Source organism: Pedobacter sp. PACM 27299 (assembly GCF_001412655.1).
In the GTDB taxonomy this organism is placed as follows: domain Bacteria; phylum Bacteroidota; class Bacteroidia; order Sphingobacteriales; family Sphingobacteriaceae; genus Pedobacter.
In genome coordinates this window covers 2,435,127-2,451,625 of record NZ_CP012996.1, presented here as the reverse complement: position 1 = coordinate 2,451,625, position 16,499 = coordinate 2,435,127, and the positions used below count along the sequence as shown (strand labels likewise).

Genomic DNA, 16,499 nt, shown 5'->3' with positions numbered 1-16,499 from the left:
TAAACATGCGTATCGCTCATCTGATCCTCACCTATACCAATCCTCAGCAGACTGAAAGAATGATCAGGAATATGTACCATCCTGATTTTGATTTCTACATCCATGTAGATAAAAAATTCGACATTAATCCTCACTTATTTTTAAAGTCATTACCTAACGTTTATTTTATAAATAACCGCGTAGATGTAAAATGGGCAGGATTTAGCACTGTTATTGCAACTTTTGAATGTATCAAAGAAATTGTAGGTACAGGAATCCGGTATGAATTTATTAATTTTTTAAGTGGTCAGGATTACCCGCTTAAATCACCGGCATATATTCATGCTTTTTTTAAGAAGAATATTGGCAAGGAATTTTTAAGCTACCGGGATATCAAGAATGATTGGAAAGAGGGGTTAATTCGTATGGAAAATTACTTTTTATCCAGTTATAATTTCCTGGGCAAACATCGATTAGAGCAGCTGATCAATAAAGTAATGCCACGCAGGAAGTTACCACATAAATTACACCCTTACGGAAAATCAATGTTTTGGATGCTAAGTCCAGAAATAGCCATGTATGTGGTAAATAAAGTAGAACAAGACAAAAAACTGAGACAATTCTTTTCATTTTGCTGGGCAAGTGATGAATTTGTCTTCCAAACCATGATTCTCAACTCAAAACATAAAGATAAAGTTGTCAATAATAATTACAGATACATTGATTGGTCTGCCGGAGGAGCTAATCCAAAAATATTGGATGAAACAGATTTTGAGCATTTAAAAACCACAAAAATGCTTTTTGCTAGAAAATTTGATATGATCAACAAACCTGAGATTCTAAATTTAATTGACAACAACCTATTAACAGATGGCGCACATAGTTAACATCCAAACATTCAAAGATTCCAGAGGAGTACTTACGGTTTTAGATCAAGTAGTTCCATTTGAAATTAAACGGCTTTTTTACATTTATGCTGTCGATAATACCGACAGAGGAGGCCACAGACATCACGAGACGCACCAAGCAGCTATTTGCATCAAAGGTTCCTGTAAAATCACCAATAACAACGGTACAAAAACTGAAATTTTCGATCTTGATAGTCCTGAAAAGTGCTTATTTTTATTACCAGAAGATTGGCATGTAATGCATGACTTTTCTTCAGATGCCATTTTATTGGTATTGGCTTCCACAGCATTTGATCCTAAAGACTATATTTATGAGCCGTATGATACCGTATGAGAATCTAAAAACTTTAAATAAACCATTTGAAGAAAAACTACGCGAGAAATTCGACCTGTTTTTAGATAAAGGCTGGTATATATTAGGTGAAGAAGTTTCCCTGTTTGAAGAAGAGTTTGCCAGTTACCACCAGGAAAAATATGTTGCTGGGGTAGCAAATGGATTGGATGCATTGATCCTCTCCTTAAAATGCTGCAAATTTAATCCTGGAGATGAGGTAATTGTACCCTCTAACACCTACATAGCAACCATTTTATCTATCCTACATTGCGGATTGACGCCAATATTGGTAGAGCCAGATCCAAGAACATATAATATTGATCCTGCTTTAATCGGTCCCGCAATTACCTCAAAAACGGCAGCGATCATGGTGGTTCATCTTTATGGACAGTGCTGTGAGATGGATCCGATTATGGAAATTGCTGCTCAGCATGGGCTGAAAGTTATTGAAGACTGTGCTCAGGCCCATGGTGCGAAATATAAGAACAAACTGGCCGGCACATTTGGGGATTTTGGGGCATTTAGTTTTTATCCCACCAAGAATTTAGGTGCTTTAGGCGATGCTGGTGCCGTAATTTGCAAATCTGAATCAGATCATCAACAGATCAAACAGCTTCGTAACTACGGTTCTGAAAAAAAATACCACAATAGTGTTGTTGGTTATAATTCCAGATTAGACGAATTGCAAGCCTCCTTTTTAAGGGTTAAGCTCCCTTTTCTTGACCAGATTAACAACCATAAACGTGATTTGGCAGCCATCTATTTAAAGGAGCTAAAAGCTGATTTTATCACACCCCGAATTGATCCTGATTTCCATCATGTTTACCATATTTTTAATATTTTACATCCGGAAAGAGATCGGTTAAAACAGTATTTATTAGATCATAGCATTGCGACAGAGATTCATTACCCAGTAGCTCCACAAGATCAAGCTGCATTAAAAGGTCATCTGACAAAATTAGATTATCCCATTTCCAGTAACATACACCAAACTACACTGAGTTTACCCTGTTCCTTTGCGCATACCAAAGAGGATATTTATCAGGTGGTAAAGATTATAAATAAGTTTAACTCCTAAGGCTCTTAACCATGTTTTACCTCATCAAAGAATTAATCCCCCCTATTGCTCATAGTCTAAAATGGTATAGCTTCAAACATGGCTGGAAGGGTAATTATAAAAATTATGAAGCCGCTAAGCATAAATGCCGGGGTTATGATGAGGCAGACATTCTAAACAAAATCAAAGAGAGTACTTTAAAGGTAAAAAATAATGAAATCCCCTATGAACGGGATGGTATTGCTTATGATAAGGTTCAGATGAACTACTCATTGCTCAGCAGTTTATTATATATCGCTTCTAAGAACGACAATGAACTTACGTTAATTGACTTTGGTGGCTCCTTAGGCACCACTTTTTATCAAAACTATCCTTTTTTAAAGCATTTAAAAAAGTTAAAATGGTGTATCATTGAGCAACCGAAATTTGTAGCAGCTGGCAGGGAACAATTTGAAAATGAACACATCACCTTTTACAGCACCATCAAAGAGTGTTTAGCAGAAAACAATGTTCAACTCTTCTTAATTTGCAATGTGCTTCAATATCTTGAAGATCCTTATCAATTGCTGGAAGAAATAAACAGCACTGGCATTCCGCATGTCATGCTTGATTTTATCGCTTATAATGACAAACCAGGTGATAGAATAACGATCCAGCATGTTCCTCCGGTTTTTTATGGAATTGAAGCTTCTTATCCATGCCATTTCCCCGATAGAAATCGCGTGCAATCTTTACTTGGGAAAAGCTATGAAAAGAAATATGAGTTCATTTCCGCACCTGAAAAATACTACCTTCAACTAAAACCTTTCCGATATGAGGGATCTTTTTGGGAAATAAATAAATAAAGAAGCTTATCACTATTATACTTTGCCAGTCCCCTCATCCAATGATGAAATCATTCCTAGCTAAACTCCATAATTTAAGTAAGAACCTGAATCTTTTGAGGATCTTAAAATTGATTTGGTCAGCCTCAAAAACATGGACAGCGGTCTCTATTGCTTTCATTGTTATAGAAAGTGCCTTGTTCTTTTCTTCCTTGTATATGTTGAAGAAATTAATTGACACAGTTTCTAAATATGGAATCAGCAATGTTCAGAATGAGTCGGAAGTCATTAAATACCTGGCGTTTGCCGCTTTATCTGCAATTTCCTATGCAGCAATCAAAGCAATTTCAGTCTATATTACTGAAAAGCAATCAGGGGAAGTAGCCGAATATATAGATAGTAAAATTCATGAAAGTGCAATTGGCCTGGACCTTTCCTTTTATGAGAGTCCCGAGTATTTTGACATTTTAAAACGGGCAAGAGATATGGGCAGCGATCGTCCAAACATGATCGTTTTCAGCATCGTCGACATTGCTAAAAATGCCATGAGCCTGGTTGTTATCGCTTCTATGCTGGTAGCCATCGACTGGAGGCTATTCCCTATTCTAGCCCTTTTTATCATTCCTACTTTATGGGTGAGGATAAATTTTGCAGATAGCCAGAATGCACTCCGGATTGCACAGACTGCTTTGGAGCGAAAGTCTGGTTATATGAGTACTTTATTAACTGCAGATACCCATGCTAAAGAAATCAGAAGTTTTGGATTAGGAGATTACCTGAAAAAAATACATACCAGCATTCGCTTAGACCTCTTATCAGGAAGACTAAAAATCAGTAAAAGGCGTACTTATAAAGAATTAATTACCTCTACCATTGCCGCAGTTGGTTTTTTTGCCTGTATCGCCTATATTGCTATAGGCAGTATCCATGGCCGCACTAGTGTGGGAGACATCACCTTATTTCTAGTAGCTTTTCCTCAGGCTTTTAACATCCTGCAAGGTCTTTCTACCAGTATATCTACCCTCTATCAGAATAACATTTTTGTAAAGAGTATTTTTGAACTTTTCGACCTGAAAAGCAGCTTACCCGAAACACCAAATCCACTGCCCATCCCTGATGACCCGCTAATTGAACTGGAGATCAAGAACATGAGCTTTACTTACCCTCATGCGAAACGCCCTACCCTAACGGACATCAATATCAAAATGCCCGCAGGTAAAATTGTAGCTGTGGTAGGCATGAACGGTGCTGGAAAATCAACTTTGATTAAGCTGATGTGCCGATTGTATGATCCGAGTTCGGGTGAGCTCACTCTAAACGGAATCGATATCCGGAATTTTGAAAGCAGGGAATATAGGAAGCAAATTTGTGCGGTATTTCAAGACTTTGGAAAATATAATGTTTCTGCCGCGGATAATATCCGATTTGGCGATATTGATGGGCAAGGCCGAGAAGAGGAGATCGAAGAGGCTGCAAAAAATTCAGGAGCTGATTTGTTTATTGACACTTTCCCTGACCGTTATCAAACCATTATGGGTAGGATTTTTGAGGATGGACATGAGGTCAGCATTGGTCAGTGGCAGAAATTAGCCATTGCAAGAGCATTTTATAGTCAATCGCGTTTTATCATTTTGGATGAAGCCACCAGTGCATTGGACGCAAACGCAGAAAAAACATTGTTTGATTCCTTTCGGGAAAGAATTGGAAACCGCTCCGCTATTGTCATCAGCCATAGACAGTCGGCAGTGAAACATGCAGATTATATCTACATGCTTTCCAATGGAAAAATAGTAGAGTCTGGTACAAATGAAGAATTGATGGCACTACAAGGTCATTATTTTAAACTTTTTAATAAAAATTCAGCGCAACCTCAGTTGTAACAAAAGATTAAACTCAGCAGTGACTATGGAGCAAGCTATATTAAAAGGGATCAACTATCTGTATGATCACCAATATCCTCACGGAGAATTTTGCTGTTACATCTCTGATGAGGATGAAATGAAGCATTGTATTCCTCACAGCAATGTTTTTCCTACTTCCCTGATTATGTATTCACTCCTCCAGTTGAAGCAAGATGCTAAAGTGAAAGAGATGCTGGATATGGGTGCTGCATTTCTCCAGTATCAAAAAATGCGGGGCGGGGTATGGAACAATTTCACCATCCTAAATCCACTATTTCCCATTTGTCCGCCCGATGTAGACAGCACGGCATGCGCTTCAAAGGTGTTGCAAGCTTTAGGGAAAGTCGATCTTCAGAATGAAGCAATTGTGCTGGCCAATAGGCATTCTTCAGGGCTATTTTACACCTGGTTCACCCTTCGCCCGAGTCTGGTACCGATTAAAGACTTCTGGATGCTCAGTTTAAGGGCATTTAAACATCCGGTCTCGACCTTCTTATTCTGGAGAAACACAGAGGCTGGAAGATATGATATTGACGCTGCCGTAAACGCGAACGCATTATTTTATTTTGGTTACCGACCTGAAACCGCCCCCATTATCAATTATATGCTGGACATCATCGATCAGGAAAAAGAAGCAGACTGCGACCTTTGGTACCGTAACCCTTTCACTATTTATTACTTTTTCTCCAGAACCTATAAAGCGGGTATACATCAACTGAAACCTGCAGTAGATAAAATAGTTCAGCGCATCTTAAAAAGCTCAAAACCGAATGGATCTTTCGGGGAAAGCATATTGGATACCGCGCTAAGCATTACCACCTTACTTCAATGCGGAATAAACACATCCGAGATGGAAGCTGCTGTACAATATTTAATTCAGCAGCAAAAACCTTCTGGATGCTGGCCAAGATGGGCAGTTTATTATGGTGGTCCTAAAAAAAGACTGTGCTATGGATCCGAAGAGATGACTACAGGATTTTGCCTGGAGGCGCTGGCTGCATACCAATATGAATTACAGCAAAAAGCCTAACAATTTAACAATCCTCTGTTCAGAGCTGGTTAAATTGTTAGGCTTTAATGCGTTCAAAAAAGAACTATTGCGGTTTAGCTTCAACAAAAATTGGGGTTTCCGTAACCTCTATCTCTAAAACACCGCCAGGAACGGTCACTTCTTTTACAGACATGGCATCCTTTCCAGGTTGAAGTGTATAAATGAGTGCTTTTTTAGCAGCACCCAAATCCAATGTATACTTCTCTTTACGATCAGACTCATCTGGAACAACCAAAACATACATTCTCTTCTTTCCGTATTGATACACGTCCACTATTGGGTCTTTATTGATCGTATTCAAGTAATAGTAATCACCCATCAGTTTGGTCACCTGGTGAATGTAATCCGCAGCAGGTCTGCGTTTATTTTTATCCACTAAGCCGGAAAAACCAAAAGGACCACCATCATCTTGTCCAGGTTCATTGTTATCATATAATTGATAAAAGAAAACCTTTTCTAGTCCAACTCTTGCATATAACAGAGCCAGTCTCAAAATCCAGTCGGCCTGAGTAATTTCTTTAGACTTGCTTCCTACTGCAACCGCACGCTGCGCACTTCTTGAACTTAAGTCGTAACCGGTTTCTGTAGACCATACCGGTATATCACCAAGCTCTGCAGCTGTATAGTTGGTAAAGGAATTGGCGATCTCTGTCATGTCGTTGGTTTCTGGTGCAACACCTCTTCCTTTGCTTCTGAATTTGGCAAACCATCCGGTATAATCATTAGAGTACATGTGGTAATTGACTACGTCAAAACATAAATCTACCTGGCCATCTTTTTTAAGTCCTCTATGTTTCCTGCACCATTCTACCATTCCTTTCACAAATTCCACATTCGGTTTTGCAATGCCTCCCATTACGACCATCATCGTAGGGTCAGCTGTTTTTACCCCAATACCTGGACCAAGCGTTCCTTTGTGTCCATCATAAAATGCAGATAATTGTGCTGCAAATTCTTCAGGACTCTGCTGTGCATCTTTTCCTCTCCACCATTTATCAGGTTCATTACTACTTTCCAGATATTTCACATAGCCAAGACCAACCACGGGTGCCGATCCTTCTTTCGGAACGAGAATGAGTTTGTGGTCAATGTTTTTATTGCGTCCATATCTTGCGGCAAGCTGAAAACCTGCTCTGGCAATGTCGATATAAGATTTTGGTGAATCTCTTTTTGCACCGTATGGAACCGGGCTCAGGTCTCTTTGTCTCTGATTCTCAGGGTAAGTACTGACCAGCCAGCTTGGCGTCACTTGTAAATCAACCAATACCGTTATACTATCGCGATAACAGTGCTCATAAATTTCATCGTAACTCCAGCCACCTTCCGGTTTATGGTTAAATCTGTAAACTCCTTTCTGCGGTTCTATACGTTCCCAATCCAGGAAATGCCTAAAACCACTGAAGTTGCGAATCAGGTTATATTTCGCGGAATCAAAATTATTGTGATTCTCATAAAAGTCCCATTCGAAACCATTTATGCCAAACATATCCTTGATCTTTACCTGCTTATTTCTGAGCGGCTTTATTTCTCCAGGTGATTTTTTATCTTGCGTACAACCTGCCAGGGAGCTCAGGAAGATTAATAATACGCTACCAATTAATATGTAAGTTTTTCTCATACAAATTTGTTTACTCTAATATACTACAAGTAGCTAAAATTATGCCTACAAAGTTAAATAAGTTAAACCTTAAGGGCTGGGTTAATTATTTATTCTAAAAAACAGCAGGAACAACAGCACAAAAAGTATTCAGCAAGAAAACATATAGTTGTAGAATTTATACCGAAACCTTTAAATAACTGCTTCTTTTTTTTAGATTTGCTCATCTCTCGAACTACCCAATTTCATACACAGAGTCCTTTTCCAGTAAATCTACGGTGCTTAAAAAACATAAAATAGCCTGTTATATTGAGAAAGGAACGCTATCTTTAGCCTTAAGACGGGGCAGGTATCATGTCGAAAATGTAAAGGAATCTTCGTTTGATATTGAAACACCCAAATCACAGGCAATTTGAAAAAATTGAAGAATAAAAATCATCAAGAAATAGCTATAATCACCTGCTGTATAGACGACTGGGGCGGAAGTGAAGAACTTTGGGCAAAAAGTATCCCTATGTTAAAACAAGGTACCCGTCTGAGGTTATATAAAAACCGCATCAACAGATCGCATCCTGAGTTTATTAAACTGATCCAGCAGCAGGTCAATTTGATAGAGCTGGAACCTGACCTTTCTTTAACCCAGCAATTCAACAGAAAAATCGGACAGCTGATTAAAAGAGCGACCATCAAAAATTATAGGCAGAATGCAGGCTTAGATCGGTTCAGGGATCAACTGAAGAAACAGCCGCCAACCCTGGTGATCGTTGCGCAGGGAATTAATTTTGATGGCCTGGTTTACGCTTATGAATGTCACCTGCTGAACATACCATATATAATTATTGCGCAGAAGGCAGTTGATTTTTATTGGCCCTATCCTACTGACCGCGACTATATGAAGCAAACCCTGCTTCATGCAAAACAATGCTTTTTTGTTTCCAATCATAATAAGACTTTAACTGAAGAACAATTTGGATTACGCTTAAACAACAGCACTGTTGTTTTTAATCCCATAAAAACCAAGGTTCATATCTTACCACATCCAGATACCGCTAATGGATATAAGCTAGCTTGTGTAGCCCGTCTATTTATCATTGATAAGGCTCAGGATATTTTATTAAGGATCATGAATAAAAAGAAGTGGAGGGAAAGACCCATTACGCTTTCTTTTATCGGATCTGGACTGGATGAACAGGGCATTAAAGAAATGGCGCAGCTTTTAGCACTCGACAATGTTGAGTTCAATGGCTTTCAAGAGGATATAGATCATTTATGGAAGAATTATCACGCCCTGTTATTGCCATCAAGAAGTGAAGGCCTTCCATTGTCAATGATTGAGGCCATGTCCGTTGGACGTACTGTTATTGTCAGTAATGCCGGTGGCAATGCCGAGATCATTAGCGACGGTATAAATGGTTTCATCGCCGAAGCCACAGAAAAAGATTTTGAATCTGCTATGGAACGTGCATGGGAATTGCGCGATCAATGGCCAGAAATAGGAAAAGCAGCTTCATTACATATAACAAATCACCTCCCAATTTCTCCGGAAACGGATTTCGCGAATCAACTAAACTTCTTACTAGATGAGTTATAACCCATTAGTTTCGATTGTTATCCCCACATTTAATAGAGCAGATAAGCTCTCAGATGCTATTGAAAGTGCCCTCAATCAAACTTATAAAAATATTCAGGTAATTGTTATTGACGACGGATCAACGGATGATACCGCTGAGCTTGTCAAAAAATACCCCGAAGTAGAATACCATTGGCAGAAAAACGGCGGACAGGCCGCAGCAAGAAATAAAGGCTTAAAAAATGCAAAGGGTCCAATCCTGGCTTCTCTGGATTCAGATGACATCTGGTATCCAAATTTCCTGGAGAGGTGTGTGGAAAAACTGGAATCAGACCATCTTGATTTCGTTTTCGCAAACTGGGATCAGGATGTGAAAGTTGGAGACAGCTGGGATTTTTTATCCGGCGACCCATTTTTAAAGCCGTATCATCAGCACATCAAAAACAATTGGTCAGATCTTGGTAACAAAGAATTAAGAGATCTATTCCTGAAGGCCTGCCCTTCCCCTTCTTCCGCTGTGGTGATCCGTAAGTCTTCGATTGTTTCAGGCTGGGATGAGCAAATTAACATTGGAGATGATTGGTGTATGTACCTGGAAATGATCCTGACAAAGAAATCTAAAGCCGCTTATACGCTGGATCGCTTATGGAGAAAACGTGTAGACGAGATCAACATTTATGATGGTAGAAAATGGAGCGAGATTCTGGAGTTTCTATATATCGCTGATTTAAAGATTAAAATAGATAAGTTTAAGCACCTCCTTCATAAAGACGAACTCAAAATCCTACAAAGAAGGTATATGGCGAGTCTGGTAGAACTGTCCAAACATAACTTAATTCGGGAATTCAACATCCCACATTCTTTCCGCTTATTGAAACGCTCATTTGCAATTGATATTCCTTTTACCCTGAGAACCATCCCGAATGTGATGATGAAAGGCCTTGGCAGTAAAGTGAAAAATTTAACGGAGAAGTTTAATAAAAAATAATTTAACCCCTAAAGGAGCAGCTATTGAGGTTTTTTAAAATAATCAGGTCTGTAGAATGGTGGGAATATAAATTACCGCCATTACTAGCTATTGGTTATGCTACTGCATTAAAAACCGAAGGTGTTTTTATGATGGCTATCCCCCAATTGCTCTTCCTGTTATTTGCTCTGGTGATTGGTGCCGTTTATGTAAGTATCATCAATGATATGACGGATATTGAAGCCGATCTAGCCAGTGGAAAAGCAAATAGAATGGTGGGCATACGTCCCGGAATCCGATGGGTTTTTCCCGCAATGTGCTTATTGGCAGGTCTCGTATGCGGTTATTTTCTGTATCCCGATCGCTTATCTATCTTGTTATACCTGATCCCATGGATCAGTTTCAGCCTTTATTCATTCCGTCCGGTAAGGTTAAAAAACAGGAAAATCTGGGGTGTGCTGGCTGATGCTTCTGGCTCTCATATTTTTACGAGTCTATTAATGGTGAGCAGCATTAGTGAGGTAACCGGGCAATCTATAGACTGGCTTTGGTTTTGGAGTACCGGTGTGTGGGCTTTATGTTATGGCTCCAGGGGAATCCTCTGGCATCAATTCTATGATCGGAAAAATGACATTCAGGCTGGTTTAAATACTTATGCAGTAAACATCTTACCTGATCGTTTCAGAAATAAAGAAATCACCATTTTCTGTATAGAGCTTGCGGCAATTGCAACCATGCTATTTTCGCTGCAGCTACTCCTGCCTGTGTTATTTTTGCTGCTTTATGCTGTGCTGGCAGTGATCCGTTCTAAACGCCTGCATTATGTCCCTGTGCTCATTATTTCTCCGGAAAACCGTCCTTTTCACATCTTAATGGCCGATTTTTATCAGGTATTTTTCCCACTTGCACTATTGGTTACTGCAGCTTTTGTACAACCCTATGCCTGGATTATATTACTCGCTCAGCTGGTACTTTTCCCTCAAAAAACCATTACGGCAATTAAAGATTTTAAGCCTTTATTTTCGAGATAACTCCAGATCATGGTTCTCCGATTTCATCAGGTGGATAAAGTAAATAAGAAAACGGATTTGGAACTGGGCTTTTATAGGGACTATAGAGCCCTATATAACGAACTACCCTGGTTTCATCTGTCTTATGGATAAAAAAATCACTCGACAGCAAGAATGTCCTGATCAATTCAAAAATCAGATTTGACTGTTCCCAATTCATGTTGAGGTAGTACATTGTTTTCCATCTTAAATTGGCCATGATATTATTTCCTCCAGCGGCAAAATAATCATCCACATAATGGGTTACACTTCCAGGTTCCAGCTTCAGATATTTAAATTCACGTTCGATGAGCAAGGCTGCAAACTGTTTTACTCCTGGAGACACAAAATACAAAGCAGAAGGAATGAGTATACTTCCTGAGGCCAGGCCTGTTAACAATAAAAATTTCCTGCGCTTCATGACTTAAAAGGCTTGGTCTGCGGCATACAAGGATAGCGCGGATAAGGTTAGTGTCGGATTTGAGGCACTAAATGTGGTAAAGGCCCCTGCGCCGAGTACAAATAAGTTTCTATATTGATGATGAATTAAATGCTGATCCACAACCCCAAGACTAGCATCCTTACTCATTCTTGTACCTCCGATAATATGCCCTTCATTTGGAAAGGGATCCAGGTACTTTAACTTTTCTACCGGCAAACAGGATAAAATTCCAGGAAGGGTTTTCTTCATGTTCTCAATTGCTTTCATGGTATATGAAGAACGCTCTGTAAAATGGACTTCAGGAATCAGTTTGTTTGCAGAAGTGCTGATGTAGTTATTATAGAGTGGCAGGTCTTCAAATAGCAGGCGGAAACTGGCAATATTCAGCCACTTCCCACGCTCCATGCGGATGTAATAGGGTGCATTGTTCACTTCCATTAAACAGGCGGCAAAGTCTTTCCTATGTGCTCCATCATAGAGCATGTACCCATTGGCATTCACCCAGGTACTTCCCCCAACATTTTTCATTCCATCCAGGTAAATCAAGACCTGCATACCAAGCTGCTCACCAAATCCTCGTCCAGTCAGTGGATTTTTATCTCCTGCATTCAATAGAATATTGGTATTAAAAAAAGGATTTGCCCCTAATGCAATCACCTCCGCGGAAGCCTGATAATCTTTACCATCAAGTTGATACAGCACCTTTTTAACCACATCATTCTGAACTTCCAAACTATAAACCTGAGCGCCATAGACCAACTCTACCCGTTTATCTTCGTAAACACCTAGATTTGCATTTTCTACCGTAAATTTGGCATTTACAGGACAGATGTCGCAGGTACTGGAGGTCATGCAGCGGTTTCTACCATTTGCAGCCCTGCTCGCCCTTGCTGTAGGCTGACTGATGTATTGATTGCCATAGGTTTTATGTAAAATCTTGTCGACGATACTAAACTCATGCGGGGGCAAAGGATATTTACCTTTTCGGGGGAAAGGTGTACCTTCCGGACCAGAAATAGACATCAGCTCCTCGGCTTCATAATAATAGGGATCGAGGTCATCGTAATCAACCGGCCAGTCTTCTCCAATTCCGAAAAGACTCTTCATCTTGAAATCTGAAGGCATAAACCTTGGCGTACAGCCCCACCAGCAGTTAGAACAGCCGCCATAACCCGTTGTGAAAGGCCATCTTTTCTTGGTATTCACATTGACAATTGCTTCTTCCCAAGGTTCTTCATACTTTTGAAAATCTGAATGCTCCCCTTTCTTTACTTTTAGTCGTTCTGCATGAGGATAAAAATGTCCACGCTCTAAAACCAACACTTTCTGATCGGATTTAACCTTAGATAAGTATTTCTTTAAGAAGAAACTAGAGGCAAAACCAGTTCCAACTACGATTAAATCATAATGGCTATTTTTCATTTAGAATAAAAGCTAAATAATTGAGGATTCAAATTAGTAATTATTAGCATTTTTCAAGAACCAATGTAACCATGGAATGTCAACAAACATCAAAATACATAATAATGTAGTAAATAAAACAAGGTACAGCATGAACCATTTTCTGGTATATAACTTTTCTGAACCCTGAACGGGAGAATCATTGAGCAAACCAATCCTAAGATACCATGAAAACAGCAGGGCAAAAAACGGGAAGCTGAATAGCAGTTCAATACGGTCTTTGATCAGGAATATCCCCATAAAAAACGCACAGGTAATGCCGTAAAAAAACATGGATACCAACAGGCTGTTCTCCGTATAATGGCGAAACGACCTTCTATACTGGCCAGCTATTTCCGCATTGCCAATGAGTCTGTATTCTGCGAAACGTTTTGTGGCCATTAGAAATGCACCACCCATCCAGTAGGCAATAATAATACTAATCGGTGGAAAGGTATTGATCCAATCTAAATCCCACTTACTGTCGGGGACCCCTAAAGCCGGACTAAAAATAAACCAGCCTGCCGCAAACCTAATTGGATTATTGACAGATTCACTCAATACATCCAAGAATACACGGTCTTTGCTTCTAAATGGCTTTACATTATAAATCACCCCCATAAACAACAATACCGCTGCTGTAGATAAGAATTTTAAGGAGACCGCATAGGCCAGCATCAATCCGATAAGGGCCAGCACTCCATACTCGAGGTACACAATAATTGGATTGATGGTGGTGACTACAGAGGACCTTTTCTTCTTTAAAGGATGAAACTGATCGAAACCCGCATCCAGGTATTCATTAATTACATAATTAGCAGAGGCCACTAAGCAGATGCTGATAATTCCAATCACGATTTTAAACAGCAATGCTGCATCAAATGGGGTATGAAAAATAGACAATGCAAAAAGCATCCCAGGAACCATAAACAAATTCTTCACCCAATTATCTGGCCTCGCAATCGCGATATAATCCTGTAAAGTTGCCGTTTTCCGCGTTTGTTCGTTTATCATATACGCAACAGTTATAACCTTGTTTTTTTAAGACTGGCAGATAATGCTTCATAAAAAGAAGCGCCATCTTTTTGTTTCTTGACCAATAGAAATGGAATTCCTGCAGCATCAGCACAAGCACCATCAAGTTCCAATCGATCACCAATAAAAAGACATTTTTGCTTATCCTGAATTTTCAATTCCGATAAGATAAAGTTCAAGCCATCAGGCAGAGGTTTCAATGCATTAATTTTTGCATGAGTAGAGCTTGCCACCAAATCTACCTGTAAATTCAAATGCTGCAGTTTCTGTTCTGCATCATAATCAGAATAAACTGCGGTTGCGATCTTCTTCTTTTCCAGCTCCTCGAAAAAAGCAACTACACCTGGATATTTACAGCTGGAAAGGTATGGATTCGGAAAAGTAAAAATCCAATCCGCAATGACTCTTTTAACTTCCCCTACTGATGAATTTACTTTGTTTAAGCACCACTCATATTGTGCATCATCTAAATTCTCCGACTTGTATCCGGCATGCTTTTCTCTTTCTTTCCTGAAATGATATAAAATTAATAAGTCATAATACTTCCATGGCCTGATGATATAATGCCCAATTAACGCCAAAAGCATTTTCTTTCTTAACTTAGACTGATCATAAAGCGTGCCGTCCACGTCGAAGATGACTAGCTCGATCGTGTCCCATGGTATGTCTTTCAATTGTTTATCTCTATTTAGTGGTAAAATTATTAAAAAAATCGATATTGCGAACGTTATTTACTATAAATGAACACAATAACTTACAGCGCTTTCTTAGATAAAAAGAAACAACGAAACCTACTCCTGGTCATTTTTTTAGTCACTGGAATCCTCATTAGGCTATTTCATTTTTTCTACAATCGTTCTTTATGGATGGATGAAGTGTATTTATCCAGTAGTTTTTTAAAGATGGATGCCATGCAGCTGCTGACTCATCCGCTCTATTATCAGCAGAAAGCGCCGATTGGCTTTCTCTTATTGGTAAAATTCACTCTAAATATCTTTGGACCCAACGAGATGGCCCTAAGGTTGATTCCATTAATTTCAGGAATCGCAGCTTTATTTTTATTTGTTCCGGTCGCTAATTATTTTCTGAAAAAACCCGCAGCAATAATGGCAATCGGCATACTTTGCTTTTCACCTGCCTTGGTTTACCATAGCGTTGAAATTAAACAATATGCAACAGAACTGTTAGCAACGGTTGCAGTCCTATACCTTTTTATTCAGTACCAGGCAGCGAGAAAATTTAAAGATCTACTCATTTGGGGGCTAAGCGGCGCGCTGATCTTATGGTGCTCATATTCTGCCATTTTCCTGCTAGGAGGAATCGCCATCAGTATGAGTCTCTCCTATCTATTACGTAAAAAATGGAATCTCTTTGCGATCAGCATCCTTCCATTTGGCCTGTGGTTGGTTAGTTTTTCAATCAACTACCTACTTTTCACCTATAAACATGCACAATCGGAGTGGATCGCTTATTGGTTCAGATCTTATGAAAATTTCATGCCCTTTCCTCCTACTTCTATATCGGAACTAAATTGGTTTTGGCTAAATCTTTACCGGCTAATGGACTACCCATTAGGCTTAATATGGAATTTTAATCCATTGCTAAAGGTATTCATCCTACCCATCCTGTTGTTGCTTTATGGGATATACTCCTTTTTAAAAGAAAATAAAACATTAGCCTGGGCGCTGCTGACACCCTGCTTACTTACCTTAATCGCCTCTGGACTGGAGCTCTACCCACTCACCGAAAGGTTTTGGGTGTTTATTTCACCAATTTTCATACTGTTTATTGCCAAAGGATTTGAACGCGGGACTGCTCGGATTCCATCGAACAACACAGTGATCATGTTATCATTTGTGGTCATCTTACCAGCAATAGTGCAATCGGCAATCTTTATTTTTCAACCAGAGCAATTTTATGTCCATAAGAAATCCTATCAGCGCGAGGCATTACAATTCATAAATCATCGGTACCAGGATGGTGATGCCGTGTATATCTATTGGAACAATTTACCCGGCTACAAGGTCTACAAAATAATGTATCCCTTTAAATTTAATGCGATTGAAGGAATCGATCACCGAAAACAGGCGAATAGCTACAGCAATTACGAACAGCTATTAAGTGCTGATTTTAAGCAGTTCAGCGGAAGCAAGAGAGTTTGGTTAATTTTTAATACTCAATTCCAAACCGACATCGGAGACGGCATTGATGAGCCTTCATGGTACTATAAAGATACCATCAAGCCCATGGATCATTTGCTGAATATGTTTAATAAATTAGGTAAACCCTTAAAGAAATATGTAACGAAAGATGTCAGTGTTTATTTATTCGAAGTTCATTCATAA

General features: G+C 39.3%; 15 protein-coding genes. 10 read left to right on the top strand and 5 right to left on the bottom strand.

Annotation, left to right across the window (positions count from 1 at the left end; translation table 11 throughout):
* The first annotated feature begins 5 nt into the window (after positions 1-5).
* Genes AQ505_RS10255 through AQ505_RS10230 form a run of 6 tightly spaced genes read left to right on the top strand, consistent with a single transcriptional unit; the run spans position 6 to position 6,033 of the window.
* A complete protein-coding gene (locus AQ505_RS10255) occupies positions 6-866 on the top strand; it encodes a beta-1,6-N-acetylglucosaminyltransferase (RefSeq protein WP_062548095.1) in 861 nt (286 codons plus the stop codon).
* Positions 850-1,221: a sugar 3,4-ketoisomerase gene (locus tag AQ505_RS10250; protein WP_062548094.1), complete on the top strand. Its 372-nt coding sequence runs from the start codon at positions 850-852 to the stop codon at positions 1,219-1,221. The genes AQ505_RS10255 and AQ505_RS10250 overlap by 17 nt, the downstream gene beginning before the upstream one ends.
* Positions 1,199-2,299 carry a DegT/DnrJ/EryC1/StrS family aminotransferase gene (locus AQ505_RS10245; protein WP_197286347.1) on the top strand — a complete coding sequence of 367 codons (1,101 nt, stop codon included), beginning with the start codon at positions 1,199-1,201 and terminating at the stop codon, positions 2,297-2,299. The genes AQ505_RS10250 and AQ505_RS10245 overlap by 23 nt, the downstream gene beginning before the upstream one ends.
* 11 nt (positions 2,300-2,310) lie before the next feature.
* Positions 2,311-3,123: a methyltransferase, TIGR04325 family gene (locus AQ505_RS10240; protein ID WP_062548092.1), complete on the top strand. Its 813-nt coding sequence runs from the start codon at positions 2,311-2,313 to the stop codon at positions 3,121-3,123.
* Between the two features lie 41 nt (positions 3,124-3,164).
* Positions 3,165-4,982: an ABC transporter ATP-binding protein gene (locus AQ505_RS10235; RefSeq protein WP_062548091.1), complete on the top strand. Its 1,818-nt coding sequence runs from the start codon at positions 3,165-3,167 to the stop codon at positions 4,980-4,982.
* Positions 4,983-5,007: 25 nt separating this feature from the next.
* The gene (locus AQ505_RS10230; protein ID WP_062548090.1) at positions 5,008-6,033 is read left to right on the top strand and encodes a hypothetical protein; all 1,026 of its coding nucleotides are present in this window, start codon (positions 5,008-5,010) and stop codon (positions 6,031-6,033) included.
* Between the two features lie 64 nt (positions 6,034-6,097).
* Here AQ505_RS10230 and AQ505_RS10225 read toward each other — a convergent pair whose 3' ends face one another.
* The gene (locus tag AQ505_RS10225; protein WP_062548089.1) at positions 6,098-7,672 is read right to left on the bottom strand and encodes a hypothetical protein; all 1,575 of its coding nucleotides are present in this window, start codon (positions 7,670-7,672) and stop codon (positions 6,098-6,100) included.
* Positions 7,673-8,063: 391 nt separating this feature from the next.
* Here AQ505_RS10225 and AQ505_RS10220 point away from each other — a divergent pair, with 391 nt between their 5' ends.
* Genes AQ505_RS10220 through AQ505_RS10210 form a run of 3 tightly spaced genes read left to right on the top strand, consistent with a single transcriptional unit; the run spans position 8,064 to position 11,219 of the window.
* Complete coding sequence (locus tag AQ505_RS10220) at positions 8,064-9,242, top strand: glycosyltransferase (protein WP_062548088.1); 1,179 nt, start codon at positions 8,064-8,066, stop codon at positions 9,240-9,242.
* The gene (locus AQ505_RS10215) at positions 9,232-10,209 is read left to right on the top strand and encodes a glycosyltransferase family 2 protein (protein ID WP_062548087.1); all 978 of its coding nucleotides are present in this window, start codon (positions 9,232-9,234) and stop codon (positions 10,207-10,209) included. The genes AQ505_RS10220 and AQ505_RS10215 overlap by 11 nt, the downstream gene beginning before the upstream one ends.
* A 23-nt stretch (positions 10,210-10,232) precedes the next feature.
* Complete coding sequence (locus tag AQ505_RS10210) at positions 10,233-11,219, top strand: UbiA family prenyltransferase (RefSeq protein WP_062548086.1); 987 nt, start codon at positions 10,233-10,235, stop codon at positions 11,217-11,219.
* 7 nt (positions 11,220-11,226) lie between these two features.
* Here the strand turns inward: AQ505_RS10210 and AQ505_RS10205 are convergent, their stop codons facing one another.
* Genes AQ505_RS10205 through AQ505_RS10190 form a run of 4 tightly spaced genes read right to left on the bottom strand, consistent with a single transcriptional unit; the run spans position 11,227 to position 14,828 of the window.
* Complete coding sequence (locus AQ505_RS10205) at positions 11,227-11,658, bottom strand: hypothetical protein (RefSeq protein ID WP_062548085.1); 432 nt, start codon at positions 11,656-11,658, stop codon at positions 11,227-11,229.
* A 3-nt stretch (positions 11,659-11,661) separates the two neighbouring features.
* Positions 11,662-13,101, bottom strand: coding sequence for a GMC oxidoreductase (locus AQ505_RS10200; protein WP_062548084.1), 1,440 nt, complete (start codon positions 13,099-13,101; stop codon positions 11,662-11,664).
* Between the two features lie 33 nt (positions 13,102-13,134).
* Positions 13,135-14,133 (bottom strand): UbiA prenyltransferase family protein, encoded by a 999-nt coding sequence (locus AQ505_RS10195; RefSeq protein WP_062548083.1) that lies wholly within the window; start codon positions 14,131-14,133, stop codon positions 13,135-13,137.
* An 11-nt stretch (positions 14,134-14,144) separates the two neighbouring features.
* Complete coding sequence (locus tag AQ505_RS10190; protein ID WP_197286346.1) at positions 14,145-14,828, bottom strand: HAD family hydrolase; 684 nt, start codon at positions 14,826-14,828, stop codon at positions 14,145-14,147.
* Positions 14,829-14,894: 66 nt separating this feature from the next.
* On the opposite strand from AQ505_RS10190, the gene AQ505_RS10185 reads away from it, so the two are divergent.
* A complete protein-coding gene (locus tag AQ505_RS10185) occupies positions 14,895-16,499 on the top strand; it encodes a glycosyltransferase family 39 protein (RefSeq protein ID WP_062548081.1) in 1,605 nt (534 codons plus the stop codon).

Coding starts and splice junctions, on each gene's coding strand:
- AQ505_RS10245 (WP_197286347.1), top strand. CDS start 1,199: ATGAGCCGTATGATACCGTATGAGAATCTAAAAACTTTAAATAAACCA.
- AQ505_RS10250 (WP_062548094.1), top strand. CDS start 850: ATGGCGCACATAGTTAACATCCAAACATTCAAAGATTCCAGAGGAGTA.
- AQ505_RS10225 (WP_062548089.1), bottom strand. CDS start 7,672: ATGAGAAAAACTTACATATTAATTGGTAGCGTATTATTAATCTTCCTG.
- AQ505_RS10200 (WP_062548084.1), bottom strand. CDS start 13,101: ATGAAAAATAGCCATTATGATTTAATCGTAGTTGGAACTGGTTTTGCC.
- AQ505_RS10235 (WP_062548091.1), top strand. CDS start 3,165: ATGATGAAATCATTCCTAGCTAAACTCCATAATTTAAGTAAGAACCTG.
- AQ505_RS10215 (WP_062548087.1), top strand. CDS start 9,232: ATGAGTTATAACCCATTAGTTTCGATTGTTATCCCCACATTTAATAGA.
- AQ505_RS10205 (WP_062548085.1), bottom strand. CDS start 11,658: ATGAAGCGCAGGAAATTTTTATTGTTAACAGGCCTGGCCTCAGGAAGT.
- AQ505_RS10230 (WP_062548090.1), top strand. CDS start 5,008: ATGGAGCAAGCTATATTAAAAGGGATCAACTATCTGTATGATCACCAA.
- AQ505_RS10255 (WP_062548095.1), top strand. CDS start 6: ATGCGTATCGCTCATCTGATCCTCACCTATACCAATCCTCAGCAGACT.
- AQ505_RS10195 (WP_062548083.1), bottom strand. CDS start 14,133: ATGATAAACGAACAAACGCGGAAAACGGCAACTTTACAGGATTATATC.
- AQ505_RS10185 (WP_062548081.1), top strand. CDS start 14,895: ATGAACACAATAACTTACAGCGCTTTCTTAGATAAAAAGAAACAACGA.
- AQ505_RS10240 (WP_062548092.1), top strand. CDS start 2,311: ATGTTTTACCTCATCAAAGAATTAATCCCCCCTATTGCTCATAGTCTA.